Source organism: Corynebacterium pygosceleis, assembly GCF_016595275.2.
Taxonomy (GTDB): domain Bacteria; phylum Actinomycetota; class Actinomycetes; order Mycobacteriales; family Mycobacteriaceae; genus Corynebacterium; species Corynebacterium pygosceleis.
Genome location: NZ_JAENIQ020000001.1, coordinates 536171 through 550813, shown reverse-complemented (window position 1 = coordinate 550813; position 14643 = coordinate 536171). Strand labels below are relative to the sequence as shown.

At 66.8% G+C, this 14643-nt stretch carries 14 protein-coding genes, 5 tRNA genes and 1 other RNA gene; 13 read left to right on the top strand and 7 right to left on the bottom strand.

What is annotated here, in order from left to right; all coding sequences use genetic code 11:
* Window positions 1-61: 61 nt before the first annotated feature.
* The gene (gene hisC, locus JIM94_RS02385) at window positions 62-1084 is read right to left on the bottom strand and encodes a histidinol-phosphate transaminase (RefSeq protein ID WP_200252519.1); all 1023 of its coding nucleotides are present in this window, start codon (window positions 1082-1084) and stop codon (window positions 62-64) included.
* 140 nt (window positions 1085-1224) lie between these two features.
* Here hisC and JIM94_RS02380 point away from each other — a divergent pair.
* From JIM94_RS02380 to JIM94_RS02370, 3 genes are all read left to right on the top strand, one after another.
* Window positions 1225-1313: transfer RNA gene (locus JIM94_RS02380), tRNA-Ser, on the top strand.
* Between the two features lie 24 nt (window positions 1314-1337).
* Window positions 1338-1410, top strand: a tRNA-Arg gene (locus JIM94_RS02375).
* Window positions 1411-1574: 164 nt separating this feature from the next.
* Window positions 1575-1647, top strand: a tRNA-Arg gene (locus JIM94_RS02370).
* Window positions 1648-1708: 61 nt separating this feature from the next.
* Here JIM94_RS02370 and JIM94_RS02365 read toward each other — a convergent pair.
* Window positions 1709-2722, bottom strand: coding sequence for a prephenate dehydrogenase (locus JIM94_RS02365; RefSeq protein ID WP_200252516.1), 1014 nt, complete (start codon window positions 2720-2722; stop codon window positions 1709-1711).
* A 37-nt stretch (window positions 2723-2759) separates the two neighbouring features.
* On the opposite strand from JIM94_RS02365, the gene JIM94_RS02360 reads away from it, so the two are divergent.
* The 6 genes from JIM94_RS02360 to tgt all read left to right on the top strand — a co-directional run bounded on the left by JIM94_RS02360 (window position 2760) and on the right by tgt (window position 8399).
* Window positions 2760-3296: a tRNA adenosine deaminase-associated protein gene (locus JIM94_RS02360; protein WP_200252515.1), complete on the top strand. Its 537-nt coding sequence runs from the start codon at window positions 2760-2762 to the stop codon at window positions 3294-3296.
* A gap of 9 nt (window positions 3297-3305) precedes the next feature.
* The gene (locus JIM94_RS02355; RefSeq protein WP_200252512.1) at window positions 3306-3785 is read left to right on the top strand and encodes a nucleoside deaminase; all 480 of its coding nucleotides are present in this window, start codon (window positions 3306-3308) and stop codon (window positions 3783-3785) included.
* Window positions 3786-4083: 298 nt separating this feature from the next.
* Window positions 4084-4278 carry a CsbD family protein gene (locus JIM94_RS02350; protein ID WP_200252509.1) on the top strand — a complete coding sequence of 65 codons (195 nt, stop codon included), beginning with the start codon at window positions 4084-4086 and terminating at the stop codon, window positions 4276-4278.
* Between the two features lie 69 nt (window positions 4279-4347).
* Window positions 4348-4438 (top strand) — tRNA-Ser (locus tag JIM94_RS02345).
* Window positions 4439-4637: 199 nt separating this feature from the next.
* The gene (locus JIM94_RS02340) at window positions 4638-7118 is read left to right on the top strand and encodes an MMPL family transporter (protein WP_200252506.1); all 2481 of its coding nucleotides are present in this window, start codon (window positions 4638-4640) and stop codon (window positions 7116-7118) included.
* A gap of 36 nt (window positions 7119-7154) precedes the next feature.
* Window positions 7155-8399: a tRNA guanosine(34) transglycosylase Tgt gene (gene tgt, locus JIM94_RS02335; protein ID WP_200252503.1), complete on the top strand. Its 1245-nt coding sequence runs from the start codon at window positions 7155-7157 to the stop codon at window positions 8397-8399.
* 55 nt (window positions 8400-8454) lie between these two features.
* On the opposite strand, the gene JIM94_RS02330 is transcribed toward tgt, so the two are convergent.
* Complete coding sequence (locus JIM94_RS02330) at window positions 8455-9288, bottom strand: M48 family metalloprotease (protein ID WP_200252500.1); 834 nt, start codon at window positions 9286-9288, stop codon at window positions 8455-8457.
* A gap of 2 nt (window positions 9289-9290) precedes the next feature.
* Window positions 9291-9998 (bottom strand): queuosine precursor transporter, encoded by a 708-nt coding sequence (locus JIM94_RS02325; protein ID WP_200252497.1) that lies wholly within the window; start codon window positions 9996-9998, stop codon window positions 9291-9293.
* Window positions 9999-10072: 74 nt separating this feature from the next.
* On the opposite strand from JIM94_RS02325, the gene gluQRS reads away from it, so the two are divergent.
* The gene (gene gluQRS, locus JIM94_RS02320) at window positions 10073-11017 is read left to right on the top strand and encodes a tRNA glutamyl-Q(34) synthetase GluQRS (RefSeq protein WP_200252494.1); all 945 of its coding nucleotides are present in this window, start codon (window positions 10073-10075) and stop codon (window positions 11015-11017) included.
* Between the two features lie 77 nt (window positions 11018-11094).
* Here gluQRS and JIM94_RS02315 read toward each other — a convergent pair whose 3' ends face one another.
* The 3 genes from JIM94_RS02315 to JIM94_RS02305 form a co-directional block, all read right to left on the bottom strand.
* The gene (locus JIM94_RS02315) at window positions 11095-11790 is read right to left on the bottom strand and encodes a M48 family metallopeptidase (protein ID WP_248702978.1); all 696 of its coding nucleotides are present in this window, start codon (window positions 11788-11790) and stop codon (window positions 11095-11097) included.
* The gene (locus tag JIM94_RS02310; protein WP_200252490.1) at window positions 11760-11906 is read right to left on the bottom strand and encodes a hypothetical protein; all 147 of its coding nucleotides are present in this window, start codon (window positions 11904-11906) and stop codon (window positions 11760-11762) included. The genes JIM94_RS02315 and JIM94_RS02310 overlap by 31 nt, the downstream gene beginning before the upstream one ends.
* Window positions 11907-12134: 228 nt before the next feature.
* Window positions 12135-12219: transfer RNA gene (locus JIM94_RS02305), tRNA-Ser, on the bottom strand.
* A 115-nt stretch (window positions 12220-12334) separates the two neighbouring features.
* On the opposite strand from JIM94_RS02305, the gene ffs reads away from it, so the two are divergent.
* From ffs to JIM94_RS02290, 3 genes are all read left to right on the top strand, one after another.
* Window positions 12335-12431: signal recognition particle sRNA small type (gene ffs / locus JIM94_RS02300), an RNA gene on the top strand.
* Window positions 12432-12634: 203 nt separating this feature from the next.
* Entirely contained in the window at window positions 12635-13906 is a 1272-nt protein-coding gene (locus JIM94_RS02295; RefSeq protein ID WP_200252489.1) for an aspartate aminotransferase type Ic, read from the top strand.
* Window positions 13907-13965: 59 nt separating this feature from the next.
* On the top strand, window positions 13966-14625 hold the full coding sequence (locus tag JIM94_RS02290) for a suppressor of fused domain protein (protein ID WP_200252487.1): 660 nt from the start codon (window positions 13966-13968) through the stop codon (window positions 14623-14625).
* The last annotated feature ends 18 nt before the right edge of the window (window positions 14626-14643 follow it).

Genomic DNA, 14643 nt, shown 5'->3' with positions numbered 1-14643 from the left:
GAACGGATGAATGAAGGGGTGGGGCCGGCGGCCCCACCCCTTCACCTGTCCCGTCCGGGGGTCACTGCACCTCATCCCAGGCGGTGAGGAACCGGTTGAGCTCCTCACCGGTGGTGACGGTGACCCGTACGCCCTCGTCGAAGGCGCGGATGAGAACGCCGCGCTCCGCGAGTTTCCCGGCGAGCTCCCGGGAGCGGGAGGTGGGGATCCACACGAAATTCGTCTGGGATGCCACGGCGCCCGGAATCCGGGCGACCAGTGCCTCACGTTGTTCGACAGCTTCGTCGGTGCGCTGGAGCAGCTCATCGGCGGCCGTGAGGGAGGCGAGTGCCCCGGCCTGCCCGACGGCGTTCACACTGAAGGGGAGGGCCATGCGGTTCACGGCGTCGATGATCCGTGGATCACCGAACGCGTAGCCCACGCGGACGCCGGCGAGACCATAGGCCTTGGAGAAGGTGCGCATACCCACGAGGTTCGGGTACCTCCCGAGGAGCTCGGTGGACACCGGGTTGTCCTCGTCGCGCACGTACTCGATGTAGGCCTCGTCGAGAACGACGACGACATCCTCCGGGACACGCTCCATGAACGCCGTGAACTCGTCCTCGGTGATGTTGGTCCCGGTGGGGTTGTTCGGGTTGCAGACGAAGATGAGCCGTGTGCGGTCCGTGATGGAGGCGGCCATCGCGTCGAGGTCGTGCCGGTGATTCCCGTCGAGGGGGACCATGACCGGTTTCGCACCGACGACGAGGCAGAAGATCGGGTAGGCCTCGAAGCTGCGCCAGGCGAAGATGACCTCGTCATTCGCGCGGCAGGTGGCCTGGACGAGCTGCTGGCAGAGAGCGGAGGAACCGCACCCCACGGCGATCTGATCCGGGGTGAGTCCCAGTGTGTCCGCGAGTTCCGCCTTCAACCTGACGACCCCCATGTCGGGATAGCGGTTCGCGTTGCGGGCTGCGTCGGTCATGGCCTCCACCGCACTGGGCAGGGGAGGGTGCGCGGCCTCGTTGCTGGAGAGTTTCAGTGCGTCGGGTGCGGCACGTCCCGGGACGTAGGCGGGGATTGCGGAGACATCATCACGGATCATGTGAACCACAGTACAACCTGATGAACCGGCGTGCGTGGCCTGTGGTTTTGCCGTAGCGGACGTGGTCGGGGTAATATCATCGCTGGTTTCACGTCATCTGCATCCGTGTTCTTCATGCGTGCGGTGTCGGTGAGGCTGATGGAGGCGTGCCAGAGCGGCCGAATGGGACTCACTGCTAATGAGTTGTCTTCCTAACAGAGGACCGGAGGTTCAAATCCTCTCGCCTCCGCACCCGCAAGGGTCAACTGAATAGGCGCCCGTAGCTCAACGGATAGAGCATCTGACTACGGATCAGAAGGTTGGGGGTTCGAATCCCTCCGGGCGCACTCTGTGTTGAGACAGAAAAGGAACGGCCCCACACCGGGTGAACTGGTGTGGGGCCGTTCCTTTTGTCTTGTGAGGGTATTGACCTGCGTATTTGTTGACTCTCTCGCCGTGGGTGTAATGTAGATCCTCGTTGCTGAGGGACGTCCGCGTTCCCCGATGGCATGCGCCCGTAGCTCAACGGATAGAGCATCTGACTACGGATCAGAAGGTTGGGGGTTCGAATCCCTCCGGGCGCACGAGAGAAAAGAAAGAGCCCGGCACCGTGACCTTGCGGTGCCGGGCTCTCTCGCGTTCCGGTCAGTACACCTCGATGCGTGCCCCCAGCATCTCCGCGTGGGCGAGCTGGTTGATCCACCCCGGTGCACCGGGCTGGAACCGGATCACGGGGCGGGGTGAGGCGAGAAGGCCACCGTTGCCGGTGTGCATGCCGGAGCGGGCCTCGTAGCGGATGCGTGAGCGGTAACCGGAGTCGACGAGTTCCTCGATGCTGGGCCGTTCGTCGGTGAGATGTGCGCGGGCGTCATTCAGCAGGGCGAGCGTTTCATCCAGGGCCTCGAGGAGGGCCTCGTCGTTGGTCTCGCACATGGCGCGCACGAGGGACGGGGCACTGCCGGCGACGCGGGTTCCGTCACGGAAACTGCCTGCCGCGAGGGACAGTGCCAGTGCCCCGCCGTTGTCACCGACGATCGCCAGTGACTCGGCGAGCAGGTGCGGCAGGTGGGAGATCCGCGCGACGGCCGCATCATGGTTCCCCACCTGTGCGGGAATGACCTCGGCGCCGACACGGGTGGCCATGTGCACGACATCGATCCACAGTGAGACCCACTGTGCGGGGGGCGGTGTGTCGTCGAGGGCGCGGTCGAAGGTGACCACCCAGGCGGCCCCCTTGAACAGGTCCCGCTGGCTCGCGGTCCAGCCACTGTCGGCGGTGCCCGCCATCGGGTGGCCTCCGACGTAGCGGTCGGCCATGCCGCGTTCCCGCACCAGCTCCAGGACCTTCGCCTTCACGCTCACGACATCGGTGAAACCGCAGTCGGGGGCGTGGGTGGCGATGGCGTCGAGAAGCGTGGGGATGGCGGGCATCGGGGTCGCGAGCACGATCAACGCGTCGCACCGCTGTGCCCTGGTGAGAACATCCGTGAGTGAATCGGTGACGTCATACCCTTCCCCGGCGGCCGAACGGGCGGCCGAGGGGGAGCGGTTGTAGCCGAAGACGGTGTGGTCGGAGGCGGTGAGATCGCGCAGCAGTGAGCCGCCGATCAGGCCGAGACCGAGGACACAGACGGGGCGGGAGATCGCGGTGGTGGTCATCTGACAATTCTCCCATATCCCGACTACGGTTACCGGTATGGATTCCAATGGCTATGACGGTTTCGACGGTGACACCGGCGAACATGACGATGATCTCTGCTTCGCCGTGACCGTCTCGCGGACGGGTGGGGAGTGGGACGTCCGGGAAATAGACGACTGCTTCGACTCGATCGACGACGCCGTCGCGGCGGTCGGGCGTCTGCGGAGTGAGAGTGCCGCGTTCGCGATGCTCTGCGTCGATGACGAGTACTTCCTCATCCTCCGCCCCGCGCCGGGTGGCGTTCGCCTGCTGCTGTCCGACGCGACGATGGCGATCGGTGACGACCTGGCCGCCGGCGCACTCGACGAGATCGGCGCCGACATCCCCGAGTTGGATTCCGACGAGCTGGACAAGGTCGATCCGTGGGCGGAGGGGGATGTCGCGATCCTCGCGGATCTGGGCGTCAGTGAACAGGTGATGACCGTCATCTGTGACGATTCCGAGCTCTGGGCCTCGGAACAGTTGCTGCGCATCGCCGCGGAACTCGGGTTCGAGTCCGAACTCGCGGACGCCGTCGACCTCGACATCGACTGACGGCCCGGTATGGCGGTACTGCCCGCCCCGGAGGGACTGGTCCGGGCCGAGACGCTCATGCGGCGCGCGATCGAGGTGGCGCGGACGACCCCACCCGGAGATGTCCCCGTCGGCGCGGTCATCCTGGACGGTTCCGGCCGGGAGCTGGCTGCGGCGACGAACCGGCGGGAGGCCGACGGTGATCCGACCGCGCACGCCGAGGTGCTCGCGCTCCGGGGGGCCGCACGGCTCCACGGGGACGGCTGGCGGCTGACCGGATGCACACTCGTCGTCACCCTGGAACCGTGCACCATGTGCGCCGGGGCGTTGCTCGACGCCCGGGTGGGGGAGGTCATCTTCGGGGCGTTCGAGCCCAGGACCGGTGCGTGCGGAAGTGTGCGGGATGTGCTCCGGCCTCCGGAGTCGATACGGTGGCCCCGCGTGCGCGGGGGTGTTCTGGGTGTGGAATGCTCCGAACTCATGACCGATTTTTTCGGTCAGCTCCGGTGACATCCGGGGGCTCCTCCGGGGACGGTTCCCTGGGACGTGTGGCCGTGTGTGCCCCGTGTCCGGGTTCCCGGTATCCGGGCCCGGGATAGCGGCGGGACACGGTGTCTGCCCACCTCAGGGCCCCTTTATGTGGATATCCTATGGGGGTGCTGAGTTGTCGATCAGGTGATACTTTCCGGCTGCTGAGGCTGCCGGCGGGAGATAACGTTCCGGATAAAGTTGACGCCCGAACGTGCCTGATCCGCGGAACACACCTAGTATGGGGCCATCCATTGACCGACCTACAAAGGAGTTTTTCATGGGTTTCGAGAGCAAGGCCAACGACCTCGGCGGCAAGATCAAGGAAGGCGTCGGTGAGGCCACCGACAACGAGAACCTCGCCAACGAGGGTCGTGCAGACCAGGTGAAGTCCGACATCAAGGAAGGCGTCGAGAAGGCCGAAGAGGTCGTCCGCGACGCCGCCGACAAGGTCAAGGGCATCTTCGACAAGTAATCGGCCTTCAACGGCGCAGCTGGCGTGGGAATTTGTTGCCTGATGCCCTGTGCGGTTAGGCTGGTCGGCGGTGGCGTGTCCGAGCGGCCGAAGGTGCTCGCCTCGAAAGCGAGTGTTGGGTAATCCCCAACCGGGGGTTCAAATCCCCCCGCCACCGCCAGTCGAAAAGACCCCCGGGATCCCCGGGGGTCTTTTTCTGCGCTCCGACCGTCGATCCCGGCCGGATCGACGACCCGTGCGTTCCGGGGCCGTCTCGTATTACAGTGTCACCGGTATCGTGCCACCGTGGCGCGACGGACCACGCGGGTTCCGTTCCCGGACATGTTCCGGCGGCCCCCGCCGCGATAGAGGAGACACCTGTGGCGAAGCTGCTGTACAAACTCGGACGCTGGTCCTTCCGGCGGGAATGGGTCGTCATCGTCGCCTGGGTGATCATCGTCGCGGGTGTCGGCGGCAGCGCGGGTGCGCTCCAGCGTGGCTTCAACGACATCTTCAACATCCCCGGCACCGCCTCCGAGGCGGCCGCGGACTCCCTGGTGCGGAACTTCCCCGACCAGCGCAACCCGCTGACCTCCACCGGTGTGACGATGGTGTTCGCCGCCCCGGAGGGGCAGCGCCTCGACGAACCCCGCTACGTGGAGGCCATCGACCGTGTCATCGCCGACATCGACGAGCACGTACCCGGGGTGATCGACCGGGACCGCTTCGGCAACCCCGTCACCCTCAACCCGCAGCTGCAGAAGGCGGTCATCGACCAGTCCGTGGGCGCCGGGCTCCCCGAGGAGACCGCGAAGGCCGATGCGGAGAACCTCGCGTTGCTCAGTCCGGACGGGCGGATCGGCTACACCAGCTTCAGCCTGGACGTGCCCCTCCCCGCCGACGTCACCGACGAACAGCGTGCCACGATCCGTGCCGCGATGGACGTCGGACGTGAGGCCGGACTCCAGGTGGAAACCGGTGGTCCCGCGTTCGGCGATCCACTGGTCATCAAGTCGACCAGTGAGATCATCGGTCTCGGCGTGGCGTTCCTCGTGCTGCTGTTCACCTTCGGTTCCCTCGTGGCGGCGGGTCTGCCGCTGATCACCGCCGTCGTCGGTATCTCGGTGGGCTCCTCGGCGATCCTCATCGCGACCCACTTCGCCCCCCTGAACAACGTCACGCCGGTTCTCGCGGTGATGCTCGGGCTCGCCGTGGGCGTGGACTACACCCTGTTCATCCTGTCCCGCTACCGCGCCGAGCGGAACCACGGGCACGGGCGGAACTCCCCCGAACACGCCGCGGGCATGGCCGTCGGCACCGCCGGTTCCGCCGTCGTTTTCGCGGGACTGACCGTCATCATCGCCCTGGTCGCCCTCACGATGGTCCGTATCCCGTTCCTCTCCTGGATGGGTGTGTCCGCCGCGTTCACCGTCGCCGTCGCCGTCGCCGTCGCCCTCACCCTCCTGCCGGCTCTCCTGGGGATGACCGGCCGGTTCGCGTTCGCGGGCCGCGTACCGGGGTTGGGGGGACGCCGGAAGAAACGGGGGGACGCCGGAGATTCCGGTGATGCTGCGGAGGACGCCACCACCGGAAGAAGGTCCGTGGGACGCACCTGGGTGACGTTCGTGCACCGGGTGCCCGCCCTCGTGCTCACCGTCGTCGTCCTCGGCCTGTCCGCCCTGTCTTACCCGGTGCTCGACCTGCAGATGGCGCTGCCGTCGGACAGCACCTTCAGCAAGAGTTCCACGCAACGGAAATCCGCGGATCTGCTGGCCGAGGGTTTCGGGGAGGGCATCAACTCCCCGTTCCTCATGATCATCGACGCCCATGACGTCAACCCCGACGCCCCGATCCTCCGTCCGCTCGTCGAAGCCCAGCGCGCGGGCGATCCCGAGGGGTTCAACCCGGAGAACGCGGCGGCCATGGCCTCCTACGCCTATGTCGCACAGCGGTACAACACCAACCCGGACATCAAACACGTCCAGATCATCGGGCTCTCCGAGGACACCCGGGCCGCCCAGCTCCTGATCACCCCACGGAGCGGCCCCGCCGACCCCGTGACCTCCCAACTCCTCGGATCACTGCGTGCGAGCGACCGGGAGATCGAGGACGCGACCGGCATCGACATCGGCGTCACCGGCCTCACCCCGATCCAGCGCGACGTGACGAAGAAACTCGCCGAGGCCATGCCCGTCTACCTCGCCGTCGTCGTCGGACTCGCCATCGTGCTCCTGCTCGTGGTTTTCCGCTCCATCATGGTGCCCGTCATCGCCGGTCTCGGCTTCCTGCTGTCGGTCGGCGCGGCCTTCGGCGTCACCGTCCTGTTCTGGCAGGAGGGACTGTGGGGCATCGTCGACACTCCGGCCCCGATCATCTCGTTCATGCCGATCTTCCTCATCGGCGTCACCTTCGGCCTCGCGATGGACTACCAGATGTTCCTGGTGACCCGCATGCGCGAGCACTGGATAGCCACCGGTGGGAAGCGCACCGGGGGGTCGCGCTACAACGCCGTCGAGGAATCCGTCATCGAGGGATTCAGCATGGGGGCCCGCGTGGTCACCTCCGCCGCGCTCATCATGATCGCCGTGTTCGCCGCGTTCATCGACCAGCCGCTGCCGTTCATCAAGATCTTCGGCTTCGCCCTCGGCGCCGGTGTCCTCTTCGACGCCTTCTTCATCCGCATGGGTCTCGTGCCCGCCGCGATGTTCCTGCTCGGCCGCGCGACCTGGTGGATGCCGAAATGGCTGGACCGCATCCTGCCGACCCTGGACATCGAGGGCGCCGTGCTGGAGGAACAGTTCGACGGACCCGACGCGACCCCAAACCAGCCGGTGGCGGTCGGTGCCGGTACACGCCGGTGACCGACACCGGAACACACCGGCACTACAGTGACAGTCATGACTGACACCACCTTCACCCTCGGCACCCGCCTGGAATCCAGCCCCCACGGGCGCACCGGGGTGATCCACACCCCGCACGGCGACATCGCCACCCCGGCGTTCATCCCGGTGGCGACCAAGGCCACGGTGAAGACGCTGACCCCGGAGCAGATCCGGCAGACCGGTGCGCAGGCGATCCTCTCCAACGCCTACCACCTCTACCTCCAACCGGGCCCCGACATCGTCGACACCGCCGGCGGGGTCGCCGCCTTCGAGAACTGGCACGGGCCCACCTACACCGACTCCGGTGGATTCCAGGTCATGAGCCTCGGCGTCGGCTTCAAGAAGGTCCTGGCCATGGACACCACGAACCTGACCGCCGCCGACGTGAAGGCCCGCAGCAAGGACCGCTTCGCGCACGTCGACGAGGACGGCGTGGACTTCCGCAGCGTCATCGACGGGTCGAAGCACCGCTTCACCCCGGAGGTGTCCATGCAGATCCAGCACCAGCTCGGGGCCGACATCATGTTCGCCTTCGACGAGCTGACCACCCTCATGGACACCCGCGAGTACCAGGACGCCTCCGTCGAACGGACCCACCGCTGGGCCCGCCGCTGTCTCGAGGAACACAACCGGCTGACGGAACAGCGCGTCGGCAAGCCGCTGCAGTCCCTGTGGGGGGTCGTGCAGGGAGCCCAGTACGAGGACCTCCGCAGGCAGGCCACCCGCGGCCTGGTGTCGCTCTCGGAGGAGTTCCGCGCGGAGGGGAAACGCGGTTTCGGCGGCTACGGCATCGGCGGTGCCCTGGAGAAGGAACGTCTCGGCACCATCGTCGGCTGGGTGTGCGATGAACTGCCGGTCGAGGCTCCCCGTCATCTGCTGGGCATCTCCGAGCCGGATGACCTGTTCACCGCCATCGAGGCCGGCGCCGACACCTTCGACTGTGTCGCGCCCACGCGCCTCGGCCGGCGCGGCGGCGTCTACACCCTCGACGGGCGCATGACGTTGACCGGGGCGCGCTTCAAGCGCGATTTCGCGGGCATCGACGAGGAGCTCGGCGGCTACGTCAGCGAGAACTACTCCCGCGCCTACATCCACCACCTGCTCAAGGCCAAGGAGTTCCTGGCGGGCACGCTGTGCACGATGCACAACCTCTACTTCATGATCCGCCTCGTCGACGGGATCCGGGATGCCATCGAGGCGGGGGACTACGAGGCGTACCGCGACGAGTTCATGGGCCGCTACTACGCGTCGAAACGGTAGAGCGACGGATGCGGGCGCAGACGGTCACCCGTTCCGCACCGCGCGCCCGTCGTCCCTAGAACAGCTCGCCGTGGACGTCCCAGCCCTGTTCCCGCATCGCCCTGAAGGCGAGCATCCGCTTCACACCGACGGGGTGTGAGGAACCGAGGTTGGCGATGCGGAGCCAGATGTCGTCCCGGATGCGCCCGGCGTCCGCGAGGTATTCATCGATGTCGATCCGGGCCCGGATGTTCTTGTCCGAGTAGAGGGCGACGACCCCCTCCGCGGCCTCGGGGACGTAACGGCCCACCGCCCGGTCGGCGGAGTACTCCTCCGCCGTCGCCAGCGGGCGGTTGAGCTGGGCGCCGAGCATGACCGCGTTGACGGTGGCGCGAACCGGGGTGGTGTGGCCTGCGAGAATGTGGCCGAGCTGGTGGGCCAGGAGGTAGCGCACGGTACGCAGGTCGTCGACGGTGTAGACCATCTCGGCGAAGTCGGCGTGGAGTGTCAGTGCACCGGTGGAGACGTGGCAGCGTCCGGCGGTCCCGTCCATGGATGTGCCCCTGCCGACGAGATAGAGCGGCGGCCGCGGGCGCTGGCCATCGCCGTCCCCGAATCCCATGTGCTCCGCGACGTCGACGTAGACGGCGTGGATCTCCGGGAGCTGGCGCTCGGTGACGAGGATTCCGTCGCCGATGGCCAGCCAGTGCCTGTGGTGGGTCCGCAACCACAGGGTGAGGGGGCCGGTGGCGGCCGTGGCGACGGCGATGATCTCGGCCGGTTTCGCGGTGTCGTTGAACAGGAGGAGAACCCCCGCCACGATCAGAACGATCGTGAGCAGGACGCCGACCGTGAGCAGCGGGAGCTCCGCTCGGTGCCGGAGGGAGGCGTCGGCGGAGGCGCGGGGCACGGTCAGTAGTTCTCGCGTTTCTTCACCCAGGCGATCGCCGCGTAGGTCAGCGGCATCATGATGACCTCGATCGCGGTCTTCCAGAGGAATCCGACGAGGGTGTAGTTGACGGTGTCTCCGACGGTGGTGATGCCGATGACGGGAGCGGCGATGAGACAGAACAGAAGGGTGTCGCCGAACTCGCCGACGACCGTGGAACCGAGCAGCCGGGCCCACAGTGATTTCTCACCGGTGCGTTTCTTGATGGCGACGAGGACGTAGGAGTTGAGCAGCTGCCCGGCCAGGTAGCCGACGAGTGAGGCGATGACGATGCGGGGCACCACGCCGAGGACGCTGGCGAAGGAGTCCTGACCGTCGTAGAAGTCGGCGGCCGGGAGCGCGATGGCGACGGTGAACGCGGCGACGGCGAGCAGCATGACGGCGAAGCCGGTCCAGATGGCGCGGCGGGTGGCGCGGAAGCCGTAGCACTCCGCCAGGACGTCGCCGATGATGTAGGCGAGGGGGAAGAGGAAGAAGGCGCCGTCGGTGATGATCGGTCCGAGCGTCACCCCCTTGGTGGCGGTGATGTTCGAGATCACGAACACGGAGACGAACAGTGCCAGCAGCACGGGGTAGTAGGAGCGCTGGACGGGGATGAAGCGGGCGTTCGCGGACGCTGCGGAGGTGTCGGCAGCGCCCCGCCCAGACGGGATGTCGGAGTGTGTGGTCATGGCGAACATCGTGCCACAGGAGCTACCGGTGTCGCCCACCGGTGCATGCCACCCGGCACAGTTAGCATGGTCCCATGCCCGTTACCCCTTCCGGCGCCGGCCGCTACGCGCCCTCACCCAGCGGCGATCTGCACTTCGGCAACCTGCGGACGGCGGTGCTCGCGTGGCTGTTCGCCCGGCGCTCGGGGAGGCGTTTCCTGCTGCGTGTGGAGGACATCGACACCCAGCGCTCGTCGACCGAGTCCGCCGAACGGCAGATCGAGGATCTGCTCACTCTGGGACTCGACTTCGACGGTGAGGTGTGGGCCCAGCGGGACCGGTACCCCGCCTATGAAGCCGCGGTGGAGGAACTGCGTTCCCGGGGACTCGTCTACGAGTGCTACTGCTCGCGCCGGGAGATCCGGGAGGCGTCCGGTGCCCCGCACATCCTCCCCGGCTGCTATCCGGGAACGTGCCGGGATCTCGACGACGTGACGCGGGAACGACGCCGGGCGGAGCTCTCCGCCGATGGGCGGGTCCCGGCGCTCCGGCTGCGTGCGGAGGTCACGGAATGGACGGTGCACGACCACTACGCCGGGGAGTACACCGGTGAGGTCGATGATCTGGTGCTGCGTCGTGGGGGCCAGTGTCCGGACTGGGCGTACAACCTCGCGGTCACGGTCGATGACGCGGCGCAGGGCGTCGATCAGGTCGTGCGCGGGCGCGACCTGCTGTCCTCCGCTCCCCGCCAGGCGTACCTCGCGCATCTGCTCGGGTACCCGGAGGTCGGGTACGTGCACGTTCCCCTGGTGCTCGGCCCGGAGGGGAAGCGCCTGGCGAAGCGGGACGGGGCGGTGACGCTGCGGCAGATGTTGGAGGGAGAGTCGGTGGGTGAGGTCCGGGCACGTATCGCCCGGTCGTTGGGGGTTACCGGGGTTTCCGGGATGGACGAGCTGGTGGAGCTCTTCGACCCGGCGCAACTTCCCGCCGGGGACGTCATGTGGGTGGCCCCACATGATGATCCGGGCGGATGCCGGTAGAAGAGATGCCGTGGGGGTATCTCGTCTTCAATGTCCGAGGAAGAGGTGCTGGGTGGTCGCCACTGTCGAAGGGTGGGTTACAGCATCTTCCCGTGGACGTCCCATCCTTCGGTGAGGGTCCGGCGCAGCGCGCCCATGCGGCGGAAACCGACCGCGTGGTCGGAGCGGAAGTCGGCGAAGCGCAGCCAGAGACCCTCGCCGTGGGCGTCACTGGTGCGGAAGTACTCGTCGACGTCGATACGGTGGCCGAGATTCTTGCCGGCGAACAGGTCGACCATGGTCAACACATCCCCGGGAGCGTAGTACGCGGCGACCCGGTCGGCGGTGTACTCCTGTGCACGCGTCGCCGATTCGCCCAGGAAAAGCAGTGTCATGGCCGGGACGTAGATCAGCCGCCAGAGGGAGATGTGCCGGCACTTCACGTGACCCAGTTCGTGAGCCATGATGAACCGGAGGGCACCGAAATCACCGTGCACGTAGGCGAGATCCACGATGTCGGAGTTCAGGACGATGTAGGCCGCGCGCTTCCGGCACTCGGTGGCGTAGGCGTTCATCACACCGTTGCCGTTGTGCAGGTGGAGCTTCGGCAGATCCGGGCCGCCCGGGGTGTCGAAACCCATCCGCTCGCCGGGTTCGGCGTAGATGGCGTAGAGCTCGGGGAGCTGCTTCTCCGTCAGTTCGATGCTGTTGGCCGCGGCCTTCCGGTACATCATGCGGATGAGCACCAGGGCGACGACCGGTGTCACGAGTCCCAACAGGACCCCATCGCCCATTCGTCGGGGGTGTCTCCGTTGGCGAGCATCGCGATCGCGAGGGCCGCCACGACGGCGGTGAGGACGAGGCCCAGTATCACCAGTGGCCATTCCGCGCGGTGACGCAGTTCCTTCACCGTGGGCGGACACCCTGAAGAGGCGACTGCGGGGGAGGGGGACACGACCATGACGGTCCCTTCGATGGTGGTTCCGCCGGCGCGGGGATGTCGGTCACTGACGGACGTCCGGCACGCGGACAGCGGCGGATGAGTGACCGGAACGGGGCACTTCCCCGACGATGGATGACGATGAATGCGGAAAACCCGTGTCCGGGAGAGTGTCCCGGACACGGGTTTTCCGTGCTGCGGAGGATAGGGGATTTGAACCCCTGAGGGATTGCTCCCAACACGCGTTCCAGGCGTGCGACATAGGCCGCTAGTCGAATCCTCCAGAAAGAGCACGACAGGTTTCCCCGTCATGTCTGCGGTGTACTATACCCAAACCTCCGCCCCGATCAAAACCCGGCCCCGGCTTGGGCCTCCGGTCACTTGTGGGTTACCCTGTGGGCAGGACCCCGTGCGGCGTACACCTCGTGAACTCCCCCAGGGCAGGAATGCAGCAAGGGTCAGCGAGCTCTGACGGGTGCGCGGGGTCCCCTTAAACTCAGACGTGGTGATGCACCGTCCCTTCCCCGGGGCGGTGCATCTTTGTGTCTTCCCGTCCCCTTCCCGAAGGGTGCTCCAACCGTGGTGCACACCGGCACCGGCGGCTACAGTGGACCCCGGAGACACCACCACGGGGGAAGATCCCGGGGTCGGTGTCATCAGGAACGTTTCACATCCATTCACCGCGGAAGGTGGCACCCATGACGTTGCAGGATCTCGATGCGAAGGCTCTCGCCGACTTCACCGAGGAGATCTCGGCGAAGTACGACGAACTCAAGGCCCGGAACCTGAAGCTGGACCTGACCCGGGGTAAGCCGTCGGCGGAGCAGCTCGACTTCTCCGAGGAGCTCCTCGGTCAGCCCGGTGCGGGGGAGCACACCACGGCCGACGGCATCGATGTCCGCAACTACGGTGGTCTGAACGGGATCACCGACATCCGCGCGATCTACTCCGAGCTCCTCGGCATTCCGGTGGAACAGATCTGGGCCGGTGACGCCTCCTCCCTCAACATCATGTTCGACCTGATCCTCGCGTCCTACGTGTGGGGAAACAACGATTCGGACACCCCGTGGAAGGATCTCGAGACCGTCCGCTGGATCTGCCCGGTCCCCGGCTACGACCGTCACTTCACCATCACCGAGCATCTCGGCTTCGAGATGGTCACCGTCCCCATGACCGACGAGGGCCCCGACATGGACGCCGTCCGGGAACTGGTCAGGGACCCGTCCGTCAAGGGCATGTGGACCGTTCCCGTGTTCGGTAACCCGACCGGCGTCACCTTCTCGGAGCGGGTCTGCCGTGAACTCGCCGAGATGGAGACCGCCGCGAAGGACTTCCGCATCGTGTGGGACAACGCCTACGCGATCCACACCCTCACCGATGAATTCCCCGTCATCCACAATGTGCTCGATCTCGCGGAGAAGGCCGGAAACCCGAACCGTTTCTGGTTCATGACGTCGACCTCCAAGATCACCTTCGCCGGTGCGGGCGTGGCGTTCTTCGCCTCCTCGAAGGAGAACCTCGACTGGTACGGTGCGCACGCCGGTGTGCGCGGCATCGGCCCGAACAAGGTCAACCAGCTCGCCCACGCCCGGTTCTTCGGCGACGCCGACGGCGTCCGTGCCCTCATGCGGAGGCACGCGGCCTCCCTGGCGCCGAAGTTCGAGAAGGTCCTCGGGATCCTGGAGTCCCGACTCGGCGGACACGGTGTCGCCACCTGGACGAAGCCCGAGGGCGGCTACTTCATCTCCCTCGACGTCGTCGACGGCACCGCCTCGCGTGTGGTCCAGCTCGCGAAGGAAGCCGGGATCGCGCTGACCGGTGCGGGTTCATCCTTCCCGCTGCACGAGGATCCCGACAACCGCAACATCCGGCTCGCCCCCTCGCTCCCGCCCGTCGAGGAACTCGAGGTCGCGATGGACGGCGTCGCCACCTGTGTGCTGCTCGCGGCGGCCGAGAAGTTCGCAGGCTGAACCGGCCCCCTATACTCGTCTCACCGACATGTGACGGTGAGACGAGAAGGGGAGGCACCGTGGACCTCAGGGAGACGACCTACTGGATCAACGATCTCATTCCGGGATCGCTCGAGGTGAAGCGGATCGGGGATTTCCATGTCGGGGCCGGACTCCTGGATTCCGGGGAGCGCCTCGCCACCACCCTCGATTTCGGCCGGGTGGACACCGGGTTGATCACCGACACGAACAGCGTCACCGAATCAGCCGATGAGGTGCCGACGGAACCCGCGGATCTGGACGCCCGCCCGGTTGACGTCCGCAGTGAGGTGTTCGCCGTCGCCGCCGGTACCCACGACTGCCTCGACCGCGTCGTCGCGGCGACCGCGGCCTTCCTCCGCGACTCGGCGGGCAGGGTGCCCGCATCGCCGGGGCAGCTGCTACCGGGGGTCGGGGTGCTCGGTGGCCTCGTCGCGGAACCGGACGTTACCGTCCGACACGGACTTCTCGTCGTTCCCTATGTCTGGGCGAAGGGCGTGCCCCGCATGATGGAGGAGGCCGGCGAGGTCGGCACCGATGACGTGTCGTCCGCGCAGCCCGCGAACGCCCGGCTCACCGTCCTGCTCCAGCTCGTCCTGCTCACCGACGATGAATTCTCCTACGCCCGGACCTATGGTGTCCCGGCCCTGCAACAGGCGATGGTGGAGCAGAACGTGGACCTCCTCGATCTGGGGCGCTGAGCTGTGCCACCCCTACCC

What these genes read in the sequence shown, in the direction of transcription:
- hisC (WP_200252519.1), bottom strand. Translation starts at nt 1,084, where the DNA reads ATGATCCGTGATGATGTCTCCGCAATCCCCGCCTACGTCCCGGGACGT.
- JIM94_RS02365 (WP_200252516.1), bottom strand. Translation starts at nt 2,722, where the DNA reads ATGACCACCACCGCGATCTCCCGCCCCGTCTGTGTCCTCGGTCTCGGC.
- JIM94_RS02360 (WP_200252515.1), top strand. Translation starts at nt 2,760, where the DNA reads ATGGATTCCAATGGCTATGACGGTTTCGACGGTGACACCGGCGAACAT.
- JIM94_RS02355 (WP_200252512.1), top strand. Translation starts at nt 3,306, where the DNA reads ATGGCGGTACTGCCCGCCCCGGAGGGACTGGTCCGGGCCGAGACGCTC.
- JIM94_RS02350 (WP_200252509.1), top strand. Translation starts at nt 4,084, where the DNA reads ATGGGTTTCGAGAGCAAGGCCAACGACCTCGGCGGCAAGATCAAGGAA.
- tgt (WP_200252503.1), top strand. Translation starts at nt 7,155, where the DNA reads ATGACTGACACCACCTTCACCCTCGGCACCCGCCTGGAATCCAGCCCC.
- JIM94_RS02325 (WP_200252497.1), bottom strand. Translation starts at nt 9,998, where the DNA reads ATGACCACACACTCCGACATCCCGTCTGGGCGGGGCGCTGCCGACACC.
- gluQRS (WP_200252494.1), top strand. Translation starts at nt 10,073, where the DNA reads ATGCCCGTTACCCCTTCCGGCGCCGGCCGCTACGCGCCCTCACCCAGC.
- JIM94_RS02315 (WP_248702978.1), bottom strand. Translation starts at nt 11,790, where the DNA reads ATGGGCGATGGGGTCCTGTTGGGACTCGTGACACCGGTCGTCGCCCTG.
- JIM94_RS02295 (WP_200252489.1), top strand. Translation starts at nt 12,635, where the DNA reads ATGACGTTGCAGGATCTCGATGCGAAGGCTCTCGCCGACTTCACCGAG.